Below are 16430 nucleotides of genomic sequence, written 5' to 3' on the forward strand. Positions count from 1 at the left end.
ATTTGACTTTGAACTGTCGCGCTACTCAATCCCCAGGGGCGGAACTCGCGCATCCTGACGGCCTATGGAGCAACCCTCAGCGAAGTCCAGAAACTGAAGCACGATCTCCTCCAGGTTGAGCGCTCCACCGCAACCGATATAGCGCCCATCCGAAATCTCGGACTGAATCCAGTCGATCTCCGACCGATCGACGCGTGTCCTCGGTAGCGAATATTCACTTAATTCCGTATCAATGAGGTCAACAGTGAGGATCCAGCCGGGGTTATCCAAAGTGTCTATCTTGACACCGTAGGAATGCTCCCAATCTCCATCACAGTGATTCGAGTACCATCTTTGCAACAGCGCAATCGCAGTGTCCATAAGTAATTCAGGTTCCGCTCAGCGGTCTGAGCTGGCAATGGAGGTCGGCGAGATCTGACGATGTTTTCAGGTGTGACCTCCCAACGTCATCACCGGCCCGCTTGGATTCTGATTGATCTGTTGCTGTTCCTTCTGGAACTGCGCCAATTCCAGCGCACGCTGCTGCGCCAGTTCCTGGATCTGTTGCACACTCTCTTCCAGCGTCGGTGCCGGGGTGGTCAGCGATACGTCGGTGTGGAAACCCGGTGTATTTCCGTAGACAAAGGCGATGTCACGCTCGACAGTTGTTTTCCTGAACTCGGCCACATGCTCTACCCCGGCCTCCTTGGCCGCATGGAGCACTTCGGCCGCCTTCTCTTCGGATGTGCCTGCCGGCAGCGTCGAGCGGATCGCGGCGAACAACGCGAAATCGGGGTGATCGCTCGGAAACGCCCGCTGCGCAGCGGGTAAACATGGCGCGGCCTGCTCCAGATCGCGATCACGCCCGGGAGCATTTGGCCCCACACCCGCCCCGTCGAGGCGCGCCGAGGCAGCATGGCCGGTGCGCTTCCGCTCCACATGCGGTGCGGTCGGCGAAGTCTCCTCCTGGTTGACGGGGCTTTGGAGCGAGGACGCTTCGTGCCGGGGATACGCGTTTGCCAGCCGCCCCAGCTGCTCTATGGATGCCGGTGGCTCTGCCAACCGCAGGGGCTCCTGACGGGACTGCCGGGCCAGCGATAGCGCTGTGTCCACGGCCGGATCGGCCACACCCGTGGTCGGGAGGCCATGGGCCTGCTGGAACTGGCGCACCGCATGCTCGGTTTCAGGGCCGAAATGCCCATCCTGTGGCACCGGTTGACCGTTCGGACCGTGCGCGCCGACCTGGTGCAGGCGGTACTGAAGAAACTCCACCTCCGGCCCGCGATGCCCCACGCGCAAACCTTCCCTCTCATCGGGCGTGGTCGACACGGACGGAGCCGGTTCGGCAGGTGTGGTGACGCGCTGAGCCTTCTCCGGCTGTGCAGGCTCAACGTGAGCCGGTGCAACGGCAGACACGGTCGGTGCCGGCGCTTGTGCCGGAACGGCTTCGGTGGCCTGCGCCGGCTTACGCTCGCGCTGCGCATCCAACACCGCGCGTGGCGCCTGCATGCCGGTACTACGCGATGCATGCACAGTGGTCGCCGCGAAGCGTGCCACGTCGTGCGTCTCCTGCATGGAAAGGCCTTGCCGATGGGCTTCACTCAGCGCCTGCTGGTGGGCGTCCCGCTCCTGCGGTGACAGCGGCGCGATGCGCAGTTCGGGTACATCGTACTGCGGTGCCTGTCGCCTGCTCGCCTGCACCTCCTGCAGCGCCTGCTGGATATCCTCGGTGCTGGTGGTGGCCACGACGCGATACGCGCCGTCCGCACCCATCTGGTAATGGTCGACAGCGCGCAGTGCCCGTGCGGTGCCGCCCTTGATGATCTGGCCGGTGGCATCAACCTGCACCTGCGCCGCCTGCGATTGCAATTGCACGGGCCCGGTGAGCCCGTGTGCGTCGCGGGTGCGCTGCGTAGCCAACGCAATGGCTTCGGCGACATCGGGTTCCAGCTCAATACCAGAGAGCCGATAGCGATGGACCAGTTCATCCTGCTGTTGCCGCTCGGGCGTCAACGGCGGCTGGGCCTGCAGTTGCGCGACCCGTTGCTGGTGCGCGACCACGAACGGCTGGCGAAGCACACGCGTCAGCTCCAGTTCGGCCGCCAGGTTGCCCTGCGCCACAACGCCGTTGTGCGACCACGCGCCGTCATCGCTGCGCTCGTAGCGGGTGTTGTCACTGCCGATCACCACAGGGGACCTGGGCAGCGCGGCCTGCACGGCGGGCGGCAGGTCACCGAGCTCGTGGCCCCGCTGCGCGAGATGATGTTCCTGGTACAGCGCGGCGATGGACTCACGTCCGGTGGCGATGTTCTGCAGGATGCGGGCCACGGCCTGATGGTTCAGCTCGGCGGCGCGCTCGGGCGTTGCCGTCTGCGGTTGCAGGATCGGATCGCGGGATGTGCCCACATTGACCAGACGCTCCCAGTCCTCGGTCAGCGCATTACGGCGCCAGTTGGGGTTGGTCGCGCCGGTCCGGTCGCTGTTGCCCGCAGGGATATCAAATGGATCCTGCGGCGTGGGTGCGTTGGCCAAGGCGATTTCTGCGGCCCGGCGATTGGCCGCGAGATTCAACTCGCGGGTTTTCGCGTAACTGGCGTGGACACGACCCGCGACGGGATGTTCCAGCCCATCACGCGGGTTGCCCAGCTGCGCTTGCCGACTCCAGCTGCCGTCCCTGAATGTCCATTCCACGTTCTGGCGGTCGGTCTGGTGCGTGATCTCGCGGGCATCTTTCCACTCGACCGCCTTCTCCAGCACGATCGCACCGGCTGCCGCCGTGCTCGCGATCACCGCGGCCGGGGCGCCGACAAGGTACGCCGTCGTGCCGGCGGCCCAGCCGCCGAGGCTGCGCCCGGCGAAGCGTTCCAGCTCCGACTTCGCCGCCCGCGGATTGTCCTGCCTGTCCAGTTCGGCCGCGCGCTGCAGACTCAGCGTCAGGTCGATACCGGTTGCCAACGGACCGGCTGCGCGCAGCAGGGTGTGCTGCGGTACTTCGCCGAGTATCGCCTCGAGGGTAGCGAAGCCGCCTTGCGACAACGGCTTGTAGCTCGCCCGGGAAAGACCGATCAGGTCGTAGACCCCATGCTTGGAGAGCGGGCCAATGCCAGGCAGGTCATCCACCAGTATCTGCTGGATTCTGGCGGCATTGGAATCGGACAAGGCCAGACGCCCGGATGCCTGCGCATCGGCAATGGCGAGCCTGAACTCCATGCGCCCGGCCACATCCCGCACCGGCGGCTCGCCCTTGGCACGCACCACCAGCATCGGGCCGTTGTGGACCTGTTCGATCAGGTCCATCACACGCCGTTCGGAATGGATGATGGCCGCCCATTCGGATTCCACCATGGTCATCGAGCGCAGCGACTTCAGTGTGTCGGGGTGGTTGGCCCGCACCTGCTCAAGATCGGAAAGGCTCTGGAGATTCCTCTGCCGCCCCTCTTCCCGCGACATGTTGCCGGGGATGCTGGGGAAGATTTCGCGGTGGATCATGCCGACTTTGAGTGTGTCCTGAAGCTCGTGCACATCGGAAAGAGCGCGTTTCAGTGCGTCGATATCATCAAGACCTGCAGATCCAACCCTATCGTCGAGAATGCGGTTCAGTTCTACGCGAACATATCGGGTGTACGAGCTATCCGTCTTTCCACGATGCGGCGCGGCGTCGATCTGGTCTGCAAAGTCCTTGTCGTACGGAAGATAGAGACGGTTACTTGAAGCGTCTTTGTCGATCAGTTGATTAGCGGCAAGCGCTCCCAGCAGGGGGTGCCCATCAAAAATGCGCGACTCGATGACATGGTGACTTTGCAGGATGGTCGCCATTTCAGCGGTTCTCCGGCCAGTAGCTCGGAGGTAGCGTGTAAACCCCAAGAGCGGCGGCGTCTTCAAGCAACACACCACGGGTATCGGGCTCTTTACCGAAGCCGTGTTCGATCAGCGCGTCTCGCAGCGTGCGATCACAGAAAACCATCATGCTGTTGTAGGGAGTCAGGAAGACGTGCGCAGAACCCACGACATCCTTCTTGAAAGCGAATCTGGCACCACTACCTTCGCTGTAGTACTTGCCGCCCGGGTAACTGTCTTTCAGTAAAATGCGGATCTTTGAAGTGGTTTCATCAACTGCGTCAAGTGTCCTCACTACATCACACAGGTAGTGCTTCGGTCCAACGGTACCGTCATGGAGGATGAACTCGCATTCCGCGAACGCGAATCCCTCTGGGTCGACGGACTCAAAGACTCGCTTCAGTGGCTCGGAAACGAGCCAATAGCCGCCGAAGCTGGAATCGAGATCGTTCACCATGCGATCCGGCCGGCTTTGACGCAGACGAGGCATCTCATTGAACGAGCGAAACGCTGCGCCATTGGGCTGATGGAGCCTGTCTGGCGGCGTCACGACTTGACGCATGTTCTCGAACACCACGCCATGCTCAGGGCCGTCCATATCTACGCTGAGGATGTAAAACTCCCCTTCCTTCGGGCGGTTGATGACGATATCTCCGTCATCAAGTGCGAAAGTTCCCTTGTCATTGTTGCCGGTCATGGGTGTAGCCTCGATGTTGCAATGATTGGATGGATCCGATTGTGCGTCGTTAAGCCCTTGTTCGCGGTAGAACCGGGCTCAGCGAACATTCTCGACTCGATGACATGGTGACTTTGCAGGATGGTCGACATATCAGCGGTTCTCCGGCCAGTAGCTCGGAGGTAGCGTGTAAAGCCCAAGAGCGGCAGCGTCTTCGAGCAACACGCCACGGGTATTGGGTTCTTTACCGAAGCCGTGTTCGATCAGCGCGTCTCGCAGAGTGCGATCACAGAAAACCTTCATGCTGTTATAGGGAGTCAGGAAGACGTGCGCAGAACCCACGACATCCTTTTTGAAAGCGAATCTGGCGGCACTACCTTCGCTGTAGTACTTTCCACCCGGGTAACTGTCTTTCAGCAAAATACGGATCTTTGAAGTGGTTTCATCGACTGCGTCAAGTATTCTCACCACATCACACAGGTAGTGCTTCGGCCCCACGGAACCGTCATGGAGAATGAACTCGCATTCCGCGAATGCGAAGCCCTCCGGGTCGACGGACTCGAAAACCTGCTTCAGGGGTTCCGAGACCAACCAGTATCCGCTGAAATCGGAATCCAAGTCTCTAACGGTCCGCCCTTTATGCGTTTGGCGCAATCGAGGCTTCGCCTTGAGCAGCGGAAATCCCCCATCCTTCGGGCGCAGAATCAATCTTGGTGGCGTCAGAAGCTCATCTTCATTTTCGAAGACAACCCGATGCCCTGGGCCACCCGGTTCTACGCCAAGAATGTAGAACTCCCCTTCCTTCGGGCGGTTGATGACGATATCTCCGTCACCAAGTGCGAAAGCGCTCTTGTCACTGCTGCCGGTCATGGGTATGGCCTCGATGTCGCAATGTTTGAATGGATCCGATCGTGCGCCGTGAAGTTTTCGATGGGTGCGGAACCGGTCAATAACGTCCGTACAGGGCCCGGCAGCGCTCCGTTTCAGTGACGATCGCGCCGCCCTGCGAGCCACGGGGCTGCGAGCGGTTCCGCTTGCGAAGCAGCGCGTGATTGGTGACGAGGGTGCGCGAGAAGTCCTTGCCACAGGTCGAGTTGTACCCCGCTTTCAGCGACACTTACAAGAAGGTCAATTCAGGTCATGAGGAGTGTTCGTATCAAAGCTTAGGAAATTCAGTGCCGAGTTCAGCGCGGTACGCTCGGGCAGGCGAGCCAGCCCGGCGTCAGCTGCTCCCAGGTGGCCCGGAAGCTGGGAATTCGCGACACCTTGCCGACCCCGTTGGGAGCGCGGGGCACAGAGCCAAGGCATTGTCGCTTCGGCGGCACCGGAACACCTCGGGATGAGGAGTTGGCCTGCCTCAAGGCGCGAGTTGGCGTGCGTAAAGAAGGAACGGGGTGGTCGAACGCGTGATCCGGACGCTCAAAGAGCAATGTGTGCACCGACATCGCTCCGAGGGCCGGACCAACGCGCTGCGGGTGATTGCTGACTGGATCGCCTTCTACAACCAACAGCGACCGCATCAGGCGCTGAAGATGATGACCCCAGATGCGGCTTATGCCGCTACATTGACCGCGTGACCTGAGCAGAAAGCGGTGGGTCTTTACAGTTCAATTCAGGTGTTGCGCTTGCAAGTTGAGACCGCCCTTACTCAAGAGCAAGCACTGACGGCCGCTAGTCATTAACGGATAGCAAAGAAAGGAGCATTAAATGAACCAGTGGCCTCCGCACTCAAGGATCATATGCAGGAACCTGGACCAACAAGTAATCGCCAAGTCGAGCCGTAGCAGGCTCGATTTGTCTGACTCGCTGATGTCTGGCGATGCATCCGAGATACTTGAATGTACGATTGAGGTGTCAGTACAAGCAGACTCATGGACGACATGGAAAAATGAAAATGTCGAGAAGATCGAACGCCACATCGCTTACGACCTGAACTTCGATGCGTATGAAGTCGACATCAGAAGGATTAGCACGCCAAGTCGCGCACTGTGCAGCAAGCCATTCACATGGCAATTAAAGATATGGGTTGACTATGGTGACGATGATGACAGCGCAATTGCTCGCAAGGCAATTGGCAAGCGCTTCAAGGCCGCCAACAGCAACGCATCGGTAAAGACGATCCAATCGAAAATCGAAAGCGTATTCGGGCTACCTCGCGGCAGCGTCTGCCTACTTGACCCCAGCGGCAAGAACGCGCCCGCAGGGAGCAAGATCAGGAGCCTTCGAGAAAAGTGGAAGCGCACCGAGTAGTAGAGGTATGTCTGTAAGCCCCAACAAAGCCCGCAGCATCCAATCACTCGACCTCCTCTCTCCCAGGTCAGCGTCGCTGTTTTGGGCGATACACCGGGCCTGACCACACGCGCCAACCCAAAAACCTCGACAAATCAACGATTTCCGCCTTCGACCAAACAAAAAGCCCCGACCTGGGCCGGGGCTTTTCATCAAACATGGTGCCGGAAACAGGAGTCGAACCTGCGACCTACGCATTACGAATGCGCCGCTCTACCAACTGAGCTATTCCGGCTGAGCGGGCAAGTTTACGGGGCCGCCGGGTAACGGTCAATCCATTCGCAGTGACGCGCAGGAGGCGTCGTACGGGATCGCTATAGGCCTCTTCACGGCGGAGCGGTACGCTAGGGGGCTTGCTCTACTGCCACTGCCCTACCCCATGAAACCCATGCTCTGGTTCTGGGGCGCGTTCCTGCTGTTCTTTGCGCTCCCCTTCCCCTGCATCATCTACTTCGGTGAGCAGTCCGGCTCGCCCGCTCCTGCCTCCACCGCGTGGGCGCTCACGCTGCTGGGTGCCTCGCTGGCGCTGTGGCTGGGGCTGATCTACCAGTGGCTGGACAAGCTCCTGCTGGGCCCGCCTCGCTCCCTGCTGCGGGTCAAGGACATCAGCACAAGCGGCCTGCCCCGCCGTGCGCGGATCGAGCGCGCCATGCAGACTGGAACGCACGTGCGCGGCTTTGCGCAGTGGCAGTTGCAGCTGGCCTTCGACAACCTGTCAGATACCCCGATCACCGAGCAGCTGCAGGTGGTCGATACGCAGCCAGCCTTGAACCGCTTCGTCGAGGGTCGGTCGCTGGACATCCGCCTCAGCCGTCAACCGGGCCCGTTCCCGAACATGGTGCTGGAAGGGGCGCAGTCCGAGCTGGACACCGGGAGTCTGGTGCGCCGTGCGCTGGGGCTGCTGCTGTTCGTCGCGTTGATCTGTGCCGCGTATGCGATGGTCTGGCAGCGCCAGAACGCGGGGCTGGGCTGGACGTTCCTGTCGCTGGGCCACCCGCTGCTGGTCTGCCCGTTCGTGCTGTGGCTCTACGTGCTGGCGGGGCAGTTGTTCCTGCGCAGGATTGGCGGCGATGCCCGCGGCGAGGTGCTGAAGTACCGCGGCATCGGCGTGGAGGCCAAGGTGCTGGGGGTCCGGCAGACCGGGACCTACCTCAACGAGCAGCCACAGGTGGAGTTCGAGCTGGAGTACCCCGATACGCGCGGTACGGTTCACCGGACGAAGGTGCGCCATTTCATCGCGCAGATCGACCTGGCCCACATCCCGCGCGAACGCGTGCAGGTGCTTTACGACCCGGAAAATCCGGCCACTGTCCGCATGGAGGTCGCATGAAGCGGGTACCTGCCACGGGCTGGCCGTTCGCCCTGATCCTGTTGCTGCTGCTCTGCGTGGCCAAGCTCGGTGGCGCCTGGGCGACGATCGAGCAGACGCTGCGGGCCGACGCGGTGCGTGCCGAGGCGGAGGCCACACGTGCGCAGGCAGCGCAGATCGAAGCGCAGCAGCGCGCGCGCGCCAGCGAACCCAAGGCGCCTGCGCCAAACCGGTTGTTCGACCAGGCCTGGCTGGTCGATGCCCGTGAACAGCTGCTCGCGCTGCCGCAGTTCGAGGGCCAGCCGCTGAAGGTCTTCGATGACATCCACTTCTACGACGACGGCCGGATCAACCTGGAAGTGGTGGATCCGCTGCAGCCGGGTAACGTGGATGAATACGGCTTTGACGAGGGCGTGTGGACGCGCGGCAAGCCGGTGAATCCGAACCGCATGGCGCCGCTGATCACGCTGGAGCGCAACAGTGCGCCGCTGGCGGATGTCGACTTTGCGGTGGTGGCGCGCATCGCCTCCGCGTTAAGGGAGCATCGTGCGCGCCTGCAGGCCGAGCCGGAGGAGGTCAGCCATGTCTACGTGGTGGTCCGTCGCGGCAAGCTGCGCTGGCTGCCTGAGGATGTGCATGGCGATCGGGAGTCGGTGGAGCTCAGGTATGACGCGGGCGGCAATGTGACGGCGGTGCGGCGGCGTTGAGGACGTCCCGCCGGAGGCCAGAGCGTGACGACCAACGGTCGTCACCTGCCGAGGGGCGCCCAGCGGGCGCAGGGCGAGGCGGCTGATCAGTCGATCAGGCGCAGGCGCAGTTCCTTGGGCAGGGCGAACACCATCGATTCGGGTTCGCCGTCCAGTTCGCCGACGCTCTGCGCGCCAAGCTCGGCCAGCCGGGCCAGCACGCCGTCCACCAGCACCTGCGGCGCGGAGGCGCCGGCGGTGAGGCCGATGTGCTTCTTGCCCACCACCCACTCCGGGTTGATCTCGTGCGCGCCGTCGATGAGGTAGCTTTCCACCCCTTCGCGCCGGGCCAGTTCGCTCAGGCGGTTGGAGTTGGAGCTGTTCGGCGAACCGACGACCAGCACCAGGTCGCAGCGTTTGGCCAGGTCACGCACGGCATCCTGCCGGTTCTGCGTGGCGTAGCAGATGTCATCGTTCTTCGGCCCCTGCATCGCCGGGAAGCGCGCGCGCAGCGCGTCGATGATGCCGCGGGTGTCATCCACCGAAAGCGTGGTCTGGGTGGTGTAGGCAAAATTCTCCGGCTGCTCGATCTCCAGCGTGGCGACCTGCTCCACGTCTTCAACCAGATAGATGCGGCCGGTGCCGGCTTCCTGGTTCCACTGGCCCATGGTGCCTTCCACCTCGGGGTGGCCGGCATGACCGATGAGCACCACGTCGCGGCCAGCGCGGCAGTGCCGGGCCACTTCGAAATGCACCTTGGTCACCAGCGGACAGGTGGCATCGAAGACCTTCAGGCCACGGCGCTCGGCTTCGCTGCGCACCGCCTGCGATACGCCGTGCGCGCTGAAGATAACCGTGTTGTTGTCCGGCACTTCGTCGAGTTCCTCGACGAAGATGGCGCCGCGCTGCTTGAGGTCATCGACCACGAACCGGTTGTGCACCACTTCGTGGCGCACATAGATGGGCGCGCCCAGCGTCTCGATCGCGCGCTTGACGATCTCGATCGCACGATCGACGCCGGCACAGAATCCACGCGGGTTGGCGAGCAGCACATCCATCAGTTCGGTCTCCCGGCCAGCGCCGGCTTGCGGTTTCGGGGAAGCATTATCGGCTCTTTTTACGCGCCTTGCCGTCGAACACACCAAACAGCACCAGGCCGATGGCACCGCCGACGATGGCCGCATCGGCGACGTTGAACGAGGGCCAGGTGTAGCTGCCGATGTACCACTGGATGAAGTCGACCACGTGACCATGGACCTGGCGGTCGATCACGTTGCCGATGGCACCGCCGATGATCAGCGCGAACGGCAGCGCGTTGCGCCAGTCCGCGCGCGGGGTCCGCGCCAGCCAGTACGCCATCAGGGCACTGATGCCCACCGCCAGGGCGGTGAAGAAATACAGCTGCCAGCCACCGGCTTCACTGAGGAAGCTGAAGGCCGCGCCGGTGTTGTAGGTGCGGTACCAGTTCCAGAAGCCATCGATCACCGGTACCGGCTGGAACTCGGGCAGGCTGGACAGCACCCAGGCCTTGCTCCACTGGTCCAGGCCGATGATGGCCGCCGACAGCAGCAGCCAGACCAGCGCGTTGGGACGCGGACGCGGGGCGGCCATCAGAACCACCGCCGGGCTTCGCCCGCCCCGTCGATGTTGACCACGCAGCGACCACACAGCTCCGGATGGGCCGCATCGCTGCCCACGTCCTGGCGGTGATGCCAGCAGCGCACGCACTTGGCCTTGGTGGTGGGCTGGGCGCTGACGAATACCTCGTCCGTGCTTGCCGGGCGCACCTGCACGTCGCCGCTGATGAACAGGAAGCGCAGCTCGTCGGCCAGCGGGGCCCAGCGCGCGGCCTGTTCACTGCTGGCCGCCACGGTGATCTCCGCTTCCAGCGCGGCACCGATGGCGCCGTTGGCGCGCATCGGCTCGAGCACCTTGGCCACCTGCTCGCGCACGGCCAGCAGCTGGTCGAAATCGCCGGCGTTGAGCTGGGCATTGGCCGGCAGGGGTGCCAGACCGTCGTACCAGGTGGTGAACAGCACGTGGCCGGCACGTTCGCCGGGCAGGTAGCCCCACAGCTCGTCGGCGGTGAAGGTCAGGATCGGCGCAATCCAGCGGGTGAAGGCTTCGGCGATGTGGTACATCGCGCTCTGCGCCGAGCGACGGCCGTGCGAGTCGGTCGGCATGGTGTACAGCCGGTCCTTGGTCACGTCCAGGTACAGCGAGCCCAGGTCCACGCTGCAGAAGTTCAGCAGCAGCTGGACGATCTCGGCCATGTTGTAGCTGTCAAACGCTGCCTTGATCTTCTCCTGCAGCTCGAAGGCGCGGTGCACGATCCAGCGGTCCAGCGCCACCATGTCCTGCAGCGGCACCTGGTGCGCGGCCGGGTCGAAGCCATCCAGGTTGCCGAGCAGGAAGCGGGCGGTGTTGCGCAGGCGGCGGTAGGCATCGGCGTTGCGCTTGAGGATTTCCTGCGACAGCGACATCTCGTTGCTATAGTCGGCCGAGGCGATCCACAGGCGCAGAATGTCCGCGCCCAGCTTGTTCATGATGTCCTGCGGCTCGATGCCGTTGCCCAGCGATTTGGACATCTTGCGGCCGTGCTCATCCACGGTGAAACCGTGGGTAAGGCACTGCTTGTACGGCGCCTGTTTGTCGATGGCCACACCGGTCAGCAGCGAGGACTGGAACCAGCCGCGGTGCTGGTCCGAGCCTTCCAGATACAGATCGGCCGGCTTGCCGAAGCCGCGCGCGGCCAGCACGCCCTCGTGGGTCACTCCGGAATCGAACCAGACATCGAGGATGTCGGTGACCTTCTCGTAGTCGGCCGCTTCGGCACCGAGCAGCTCGGCAGCGTCCAGCGCGTACCACACGTCGATGCCTTCGGCTTCCACGCGGTCGGCCACCTGCTGCATCAGCTCCACCGAGCGCGGGTGAATCTCACCGGTCAGCCGGTGGGTGAACAATGCAATCGGTACACCCCAGGTGCGCTGGCGCGAGATCGTCCAGTCCGGACGGCCGTCCACCATGCTCTGGATGCGCGCCTTGCCCCAGCTCGGGAACCAGCCCACGGTGTCGATGGCGGCGAGCGCGTCGTTGCGCAGGTTCATCTTGTCCATCGAGATGAACCACTGCGGGGTCGCGCGGAACACCACCGGGGTCTTGTGCCGCCAGCAATGCGGGTAGCTGTGGCGGATCGGCGCGAAGGCCAGCAGGCTGCCGTTGTCACGCAGCACCTGCACGATCTGCTCCTGCGCCTTCCACAGGTGCTGGTCCGCCAGGACCACCTCGCCTGCCGGCGGGGTGGATTCGAGGTAGACACCACGGCCATCGATGGGGGTGATCTGGCCAGCGTTGTAGTGCTCCAGCAGGCCGTACTTCTGGCTGACCACATAGTCTTCCTGGCCGTGGCCGGGGGCGGTGTGCACCGCACCGGTACCGTCCTCATCGGAGACATGCTCGCCGTTGAGCAGCGGTACGTCGCGCTCGGCGTAGAACGGATGGGCCAGCACCAGACGCTCCAGCGCGGCGCCGGTGGTCTCACCGTGCAGCACCACCTCGTCCACGCCGTAGCGCTGCAGTGCGCGCTCGGCCAGCGCAGCAGCCAGCACCAGCCAGCGGCGTTTGCCGCCGTGGGCCGGACCTTCGGCGAGCACGTAGCGGATGTCAGCGCCCAGCGACACCGCCAGCGAGGCCGGCAGCGTCCACGGGGTGGTGGTCCAGATCGGCACGGCGACCTCGACGTCGGCCGGGATGGCCACGCCGAACGCCTGCGCCATGGCCTGCACGTCGCGCGCGGCGTAGGCCACGTCAATGGCAGGCGATTCCTTCTCCTGGTATTCGATTTCCGCCTCGGCCAGCGCCGAGCCGCAGTCAAAGCACCAGTACACCGGCTTGGCGCCGCGCACCAGGTGGCCGTTGGCCACAATCTTGGACAGCGCGCGGATCTCATTGGCCTCGAAGTCGAAGCTCAGCGTCTTGTAAGGGTTGTCCCAGTCACCGGTGACGCCCAGCCGCTTGAAGTCGGCGCGCTGGATCTGGATCTGCTCTTCGGCGAACTCCCGGCACTTCTGCCGGAACTGCACGGCATCGAGCTTGACCCCGACCTTGCCCCATTTCTTCTCGACCGCGATCTCGATCGGCAGGCCATGGCAGTCCCAGCCCGGCACGTAGGGCGCATCGAAGCCGGCCAGATAGCGCGACTTGACGATGATGTCCTTGAGGATCTTGTTGACCGCATGGCCCAGGTGGATGCGGCCGTTGGCGTACGGCGGGCCATCGTGCAGCACGAACAGCGGGCGGCCCTGCGCGTTGTCGCGCAGCTGCTGGTAGAGCCCCTGCTCTTCCCAGCGCGCCAGAATGCCCGGCTCGCGCTTGGGCAGGTCGCCGCGCATCGGGAACTCGGTGGCTGGCAGGTTCAGGGTGGTCTTGTAGTCCTGGCTCACGCAGTGGCTCGCAATCTGTGTTCGGTAAGAAGGGCGCGCGCCTGCTCGGCGTCGCGGTGCATCTGGTCGGTCAGCGCGGCCAGATCATTGAATTTCTCCTCGTCGCGGAGTTTTGCGACGAACTCGACTTCCACATGCCGACCGTACAGGTCTGCCTGGAAATCGAACAGGTGCGCTTCCAGCAACGGTTCGATGCCGTCCACCGTTGGACGGGTGCCGAAGCTGGACACCGACGGCCAGGGCTGCTCGAACACGCCGTGCACCCAGGTGGCGTAGATGCCTGAAAGCGCCGGGGTGCGCGGGTAGCGCAGGTTGGCGGTGGGATAGCCCAGCGTACGGCCAAGCTGGCGGCCACGCACCACCCGGCCGCTGATGCTGTACGGCCGCCCGAGCAGATCGCCAGCACGGGCAAAGTCACCGGCCACCAGCAGCTGGCGGATGCGCGTGCTGGAAATGCGTTCGCCGTGCAGGTCCACGGCCTGGATCTCGCCGGCGCTGAAGCCCAGCTCGGCGCCCATCTTCTGCAGCAGCGCAAGATCGCCACCGCGGCGGTTGCCGAAGTGGAACTGTGGACCAATCCACACTTCGCGCGCCGACAGCCGCTGATGCAGCAGCCGCTGCACGAAGGTCTCGGCCGGCATCGCTGCCATTGCCGCGTCAAAGCGCAGCAGGCCGATGGCGTCCACGCCCAGCTCGCGCAGCATCTGCACCTTGCTGCGGGCCAGGGTCAGCCGCGGCGGCGGCGTGCCTTGGGCAAAGAACTCGCGCGGCAGCGGCTCGAAGGCCACCGCCACGGCCGGAACACCCAGCGCACGCGCACGGGCGACCGCGTGGCGCACCAGTGCCCGATGGCCCAGGTGCAGGCCGTCAAAAGCACCAATGCAGACCACGCTTCCGTTGGGGAACAACGCCCCGCCTTCAACGCTTCGGAACAACACGCTCATCTGGTCCGGCCGGCCCGCAAAGGCCGCCGCTGTTTCGGTGATAACCATGAAGTATAGCCGCCAGCGACCCGGATCAATGCCCGCGCAGGTCACGCGGGCGCAGGCCCAGCGCCAGCTGCGCCACCAGATAGGTGACACCGCCGCTGCCCACCAGCAGCGCCAGGCTGCCGATGCGCTGCCACTTGTCCATGCCGGTGAAGGCCGGCAGCCAGTGCAGCAACGCCAGCAGCACCGCCACCATGGCCAGGCAGGACAGCACCAGGCGCAGCACGTACCGGCCCCAGCCCGGACGGCGCTGGTAGACATCGGTCTTGCCCAGCCAGTACCAGAGCAGCGCCAGGTTCAGATAGCTGGACAGCGCGCTGGCAATGCCCAGCGCCAGGTGCAGGCCGGGCTGCCGGCCCAGCGCGGCCATCACCCCCTGCGACCTGAGCTCCTCGGGCACCATCACCTGGTACAGCACCGCCAGCAGCGCGAAGTTGAAGACCATGTTGGCCACCAGCGCGACCAGACCGGCGCGCACCGGGGTCTTGGTGTCCTGCCGCGCGTAGAAGGCCGGCAGCACCACCTTGAGCAGCGCAAAGGCCGGCAGGCCGAAGCTGAGCCCATAGACGGCCAGGGCGGTCATCCGGGTGTCGAACGCAGTGAACTGCCGGTACTGGAACAACGTGGCGATCAGCGGCTCGGCCAGCAGCAGCAGGCCGAACATCGCGGGCACGGCGATCAGCAGGGTCATGCGCAGGCCCCAGTCCAGCGCATTGGAAAAGCCATCGCGGTCGGTGCCGACATGGTGACGGGCCAGTGCCGGCAGGATCACCGTGCCCAGCGCCACCCCGAACACGCCCAGCGGCAGCTCCAGGAAGCGGTCGGCCAGCGACAGCCACGACTGCGAGCCGTCGGTCAGCTTGGCGGCGATCACCGTATCGAGCAGCAGGTTGATCTGGGCCACCGAGGAGCCGAACAGGGTCGGCACCATCAGGGTCATCACCTTGCGCACACCCGGGTGCCGCCAGCCCCAGCGCGGCAGGGTGAGCAGGTTGATGCCCTTCAGCGCCGGCAGCTGGAACAGCAGCTGCAGCAGGCCTGCCGCCAGCACCGCCCAGCCCAGCGCCATGATCTGCTTCTCGGGCGTGCCGCCCAGCCGCGGCGCCAGCCACAACGCGCCGGCAATCATGCACAGGTTGAGGATCACCGGGGTCAGCGCCGGCATGGCAAAACGCTGGAAGCTGTTGAGCGCACCGCCAGCCAGCGCGGTGAGCGAAACGAACAGCAGGAACGGGAACGTCAGCCGGAACAGATCGACCAGCAGGCCCTGCTTGGCCGGGTCGGTGTCCACGCCGCTGGAGAACAGGCTGGCCAGGTGCGGGGCGAAGATCAGCGCCAGCGCGGTGACCAGCATCAGCACCCCGCCCAGGGTACCGGCCACGCGCGCCATCAGCTCGCGCAGCTCCTCATGGCTGCGGGTCTCCTTGACCTCGGTGAACACCGGCACAAAGGCGGTGGCGAATGAGCCCTCGGCGAACAGGCGGCGCAGGAAGTTGGGCACGCGGAAGGCGACCCAGAAGGCGTCGGTGACCGCATTGGTCCCGAACGTGGTGGTGATGACCTGGTCGCGGACCAGGCCGAGCACCCGCGAGACCATCGTCATGCTGCTGAACGACAGCAGGCCCCGCAGCATCCTCGGTGAACTCACTCAACAATCCTCTTGACAATCGACTTGACGTACATTTTCCGGACGCCCATACTACCGAGCTTGCTGTTCCCATTACACCGTTTTTTCAGGAAACCACCACCGTGGCCAATATCAAGTCCGCCAAGAAGCGCGCCAAGCAGACCGTCGTGCGCAACGCGCGCAACGTGGCTCAGCGCTCGATGCTGCGCACCGCTGTCAAGAAAGTGATCAAGGCGCTGGACGCCAACGATGCCGCCGGCGCCGAAGCCGCCTTCGCCGTTGCCCAGCCGATCCTGGATCGCTTCAGCGCGCGTGGCCTGATCCACAAGAACAAGGCTGCCCGCCACAAGAGCCGCCTGAACGACCGCATCAAGGCCCTGAAGGCTGCCTGATCCGGCTCGTTGCCGGAGGCCCCACGGGGTTTCCGGCGGCATGCAAAACCCGGCCTTGGCCGGGTTTTTTTATGCACATGCCCCGGCCTTGGCCGGGTTTTTTTATGCACATGCCCCGGCCTTGGCCGGGTTTTTTTATGGGTATGCTCCGGCCTTGGCCGGTTTTCTTGCTTCTGGTAGGTGACGACCGTTGGTCGTCACGCT

Annotated in this window: 13 protein-coding genes, 1 tRNA gene and 2 pseudogenes; 6 read left to right on the plus strand and 10 right to left on the minus strand. The window is 64.0% G+C overall.

The features are described 5' to 3' along the window. Positions 1 to 21: 21 nt before the first annotated feature. The 4 genes from RZA67_RS10910 to RZA67_RS10925 all read right to left on the minus strand — a co-directional run bounded on the left by RZA67_RS10910 (position 22) and on the right by RZA67_RS10925 (position 5362). A complete protein-coding gene (locus tag RZA67_RS10910; protein ID WP_317212771.1) occupies positions 22 to 360 on the minus strand; it encodes an immunity 53 family protein in 339 nt (112 codons plus the stop codon). A gap of 66 nt (positions 361 to 426) precedes the next feature. Continuing rightward, positions 427 to 3795 (minus strand): peptidoglycan-binding protein, encoded by a 3369-nt coding sequence (locus tag RZA67_RS10915; RefSeq protein ID WP_317212772.1) that lies wholly within the window; start codon positions 3793 to 3795, stop codon positions 427 to 429. A 1-nt stretch (position 3796) separates the two neighbouring features. After that, entirely contained in the window at positions 3797 to 4513 is a 717-nt protein-coding gene (locus RZA67_RS10920) for a DUF1629 domain-containing protein (protein ID WP_317212773.1), read from the minus strand. Positions 4514 to 4645: 132 nt separating this feature from the next. Next, complete coding sequence (locus tag RZA67_RS10925) at positions 4646 to 5362, minus strand: DUF1629 domain-containing protein (RefSeq protein WP_317212774.1); 717 nt, start codon at positions 5360 to 5362, stop codon at positions 4646 to 4648. Between the two features lie 277 nt (positions 5363 to 5639). Here RZA67_RS10925 and RZA67_RS10930 point away from each other — a divergent pair. The 3 genes and pseudogenes from RZA67_RS10930 to RZA67_RS10940 form a co-directional block, all read left to right on the plus strand. Beyond that, positions 5640 to 5885: pseudogene (locus tag RZA67_RS10930) on the plus strand (IS3 family transposase); the annotation flags it as partial. Beyond that, positions 5878 to 6069: pseudogene (locus RZA67_RS10935) on the plus strand (integrase core domain-containing protein); the annotation flags it as partial. The pseudogenes RZA67_RS10930 and RZA67_RS10935, both read left to right, overlap by 8 nt. Positions 6070 to 6199: 130 nt before the next feature. Continuing rightward, positions 6200 to 6742 (plus strand): hypothetical protein, encoded by a 543-nt coding sequence (locus RZA67_RS10940; protein WP_317212775.1) that lies wholly within the window; start codon positions 6200 to 6202, stop codon positions 6740 to 6742. 198 nt (positions 6743 to 6940) lie between these two features. Here the strand turns inward: RZA67_RS10940 and RZA67_RS10945 are convergent. Next, positions 6941 to 7016, minus strand: a tRNA-Thr gene (locus RZA67_RS10945). Between the two features lie 144 nt (positions 7017 to 7160). Here RZA67_RS10945 and RZA67_RS10950 point away from each other — a divergent pair. After that, positions 7161 to 8111, plus strand: a complete 951-nt coding sequence (locus RZA67_RS10950) for a hypothetical protein (protein ID WP_317212776.1) — start codon at positions 7161 to 7163, stop codon at positions 8109 to 8111. After that, positions 8108 to 8797 carry a hypothetical protein gene (locus tag RZA67_RS10955; RefSeq protein WP_317212777.1) on the plus strand — a complete coding sequence of 230 codons (690 nt, stop codon included), beginning with the start codon at positions 8108 to 8110 and terminating at the stop codon, positions 8795 to 8797. The genes RZA67_RS10950 and RZA67_RS10955 overlap by 4 nt, the downstream gene beginning before the upstream one ends. A gap of 86 nt (positions 8798 to 8883) precedes the next feature. Here the strand turns inward: RZA67_RS10955 and ispH are convergent, their stop codons facing one another. The 5 genes from ispH to murJ form a co-directional block, all read right to left on the minus strand. Continuing rightward, a complete protein-coding gene (gene ispH, locus RZA67_RS10960) occupies positions 8884 to 9834 on the minus strand; it encodes a 4-hydroxy-3-methylbut-2-enyl diphosphate reductase (protein ID WP_317212778.1) in 951 nt (316 codons plus the stop codon). Positions 9835 to 9880: 46 nt separating this feature from the next. Then, entirely contained in the window at positions 9881 to 10387 is a 507-nt protein-coding gene (gene lspA / locus RZA67_RS10965) for a signal peptidase II (RefSeq protein WP_317212779.1), read from the minus strand. Further along, positions 10387 to 13218, minus strand: a complete 2832-nt coding sequence (gene ileS / locus RZA67_RS10970) for an isoleucine--tRNA ligase (RefSeq protein WP_317212780.1) — start codon at positions 13216 to 13218, stop codon at positions 10387 to 10389. The genes lspA and ileS overlap by 1 nt, the downstream gene beginning before the upstream one ends. Further along, positions 13215 to 14162, minus strand: coding sequence for a bifunctional riboflavin kinase/FAD synthetase (locus tag RZA67_RS10975; protein WP_317212781.1), 948 nt, complete (start codon positions 14160 to 14162; stop codon positions 13215 to 13217). Before RZA67_RS10975 ends, ileS begins: the two co-directional genes overlap by 4 nt. 73 nt (positions 14163 to 14235) lie before the next feature. Next, a complete protein-coding gene (gene murJ / locus RZA67_RS10980; protein ID WP_317213984.1) occupies positions 14236 to 15840 on the minus strand; it encodes a murein biosynthesis integral membrane protein MurJ in 1605 nt (534 codons plus the stop codon). 116 nt (positions 15841 to 15956) lie between these two features. Between murJ and rpsT the strand changes: the two genes are divergently transcribed. Then, on the plus strand, positions 15957 to 16226 hold the full coding sequence (gene rpsT / locus RZA67_RS10985) for a 30S ribosomal protein S20 (RefSeq protein ID WP_005408560.1): 270 nt from the start codon (positions 15957 to 15959) through the stop codon (positions 16224 to 16226). Positions 16227 to 16430: the final 204 nt, after the last annotated feature.

The sequence above is a fragment of the Stenotrophomonas sp. C3(2023) genome (genome assembly GCF_032911385.1).
In the GTDB taxonomy this organism is placed as follows: Bacteria; Pseudomonadota; Gammaproteobacteria; order Xanthomonadales; family Xanthomonadaceae; genus Stenotrophomonas.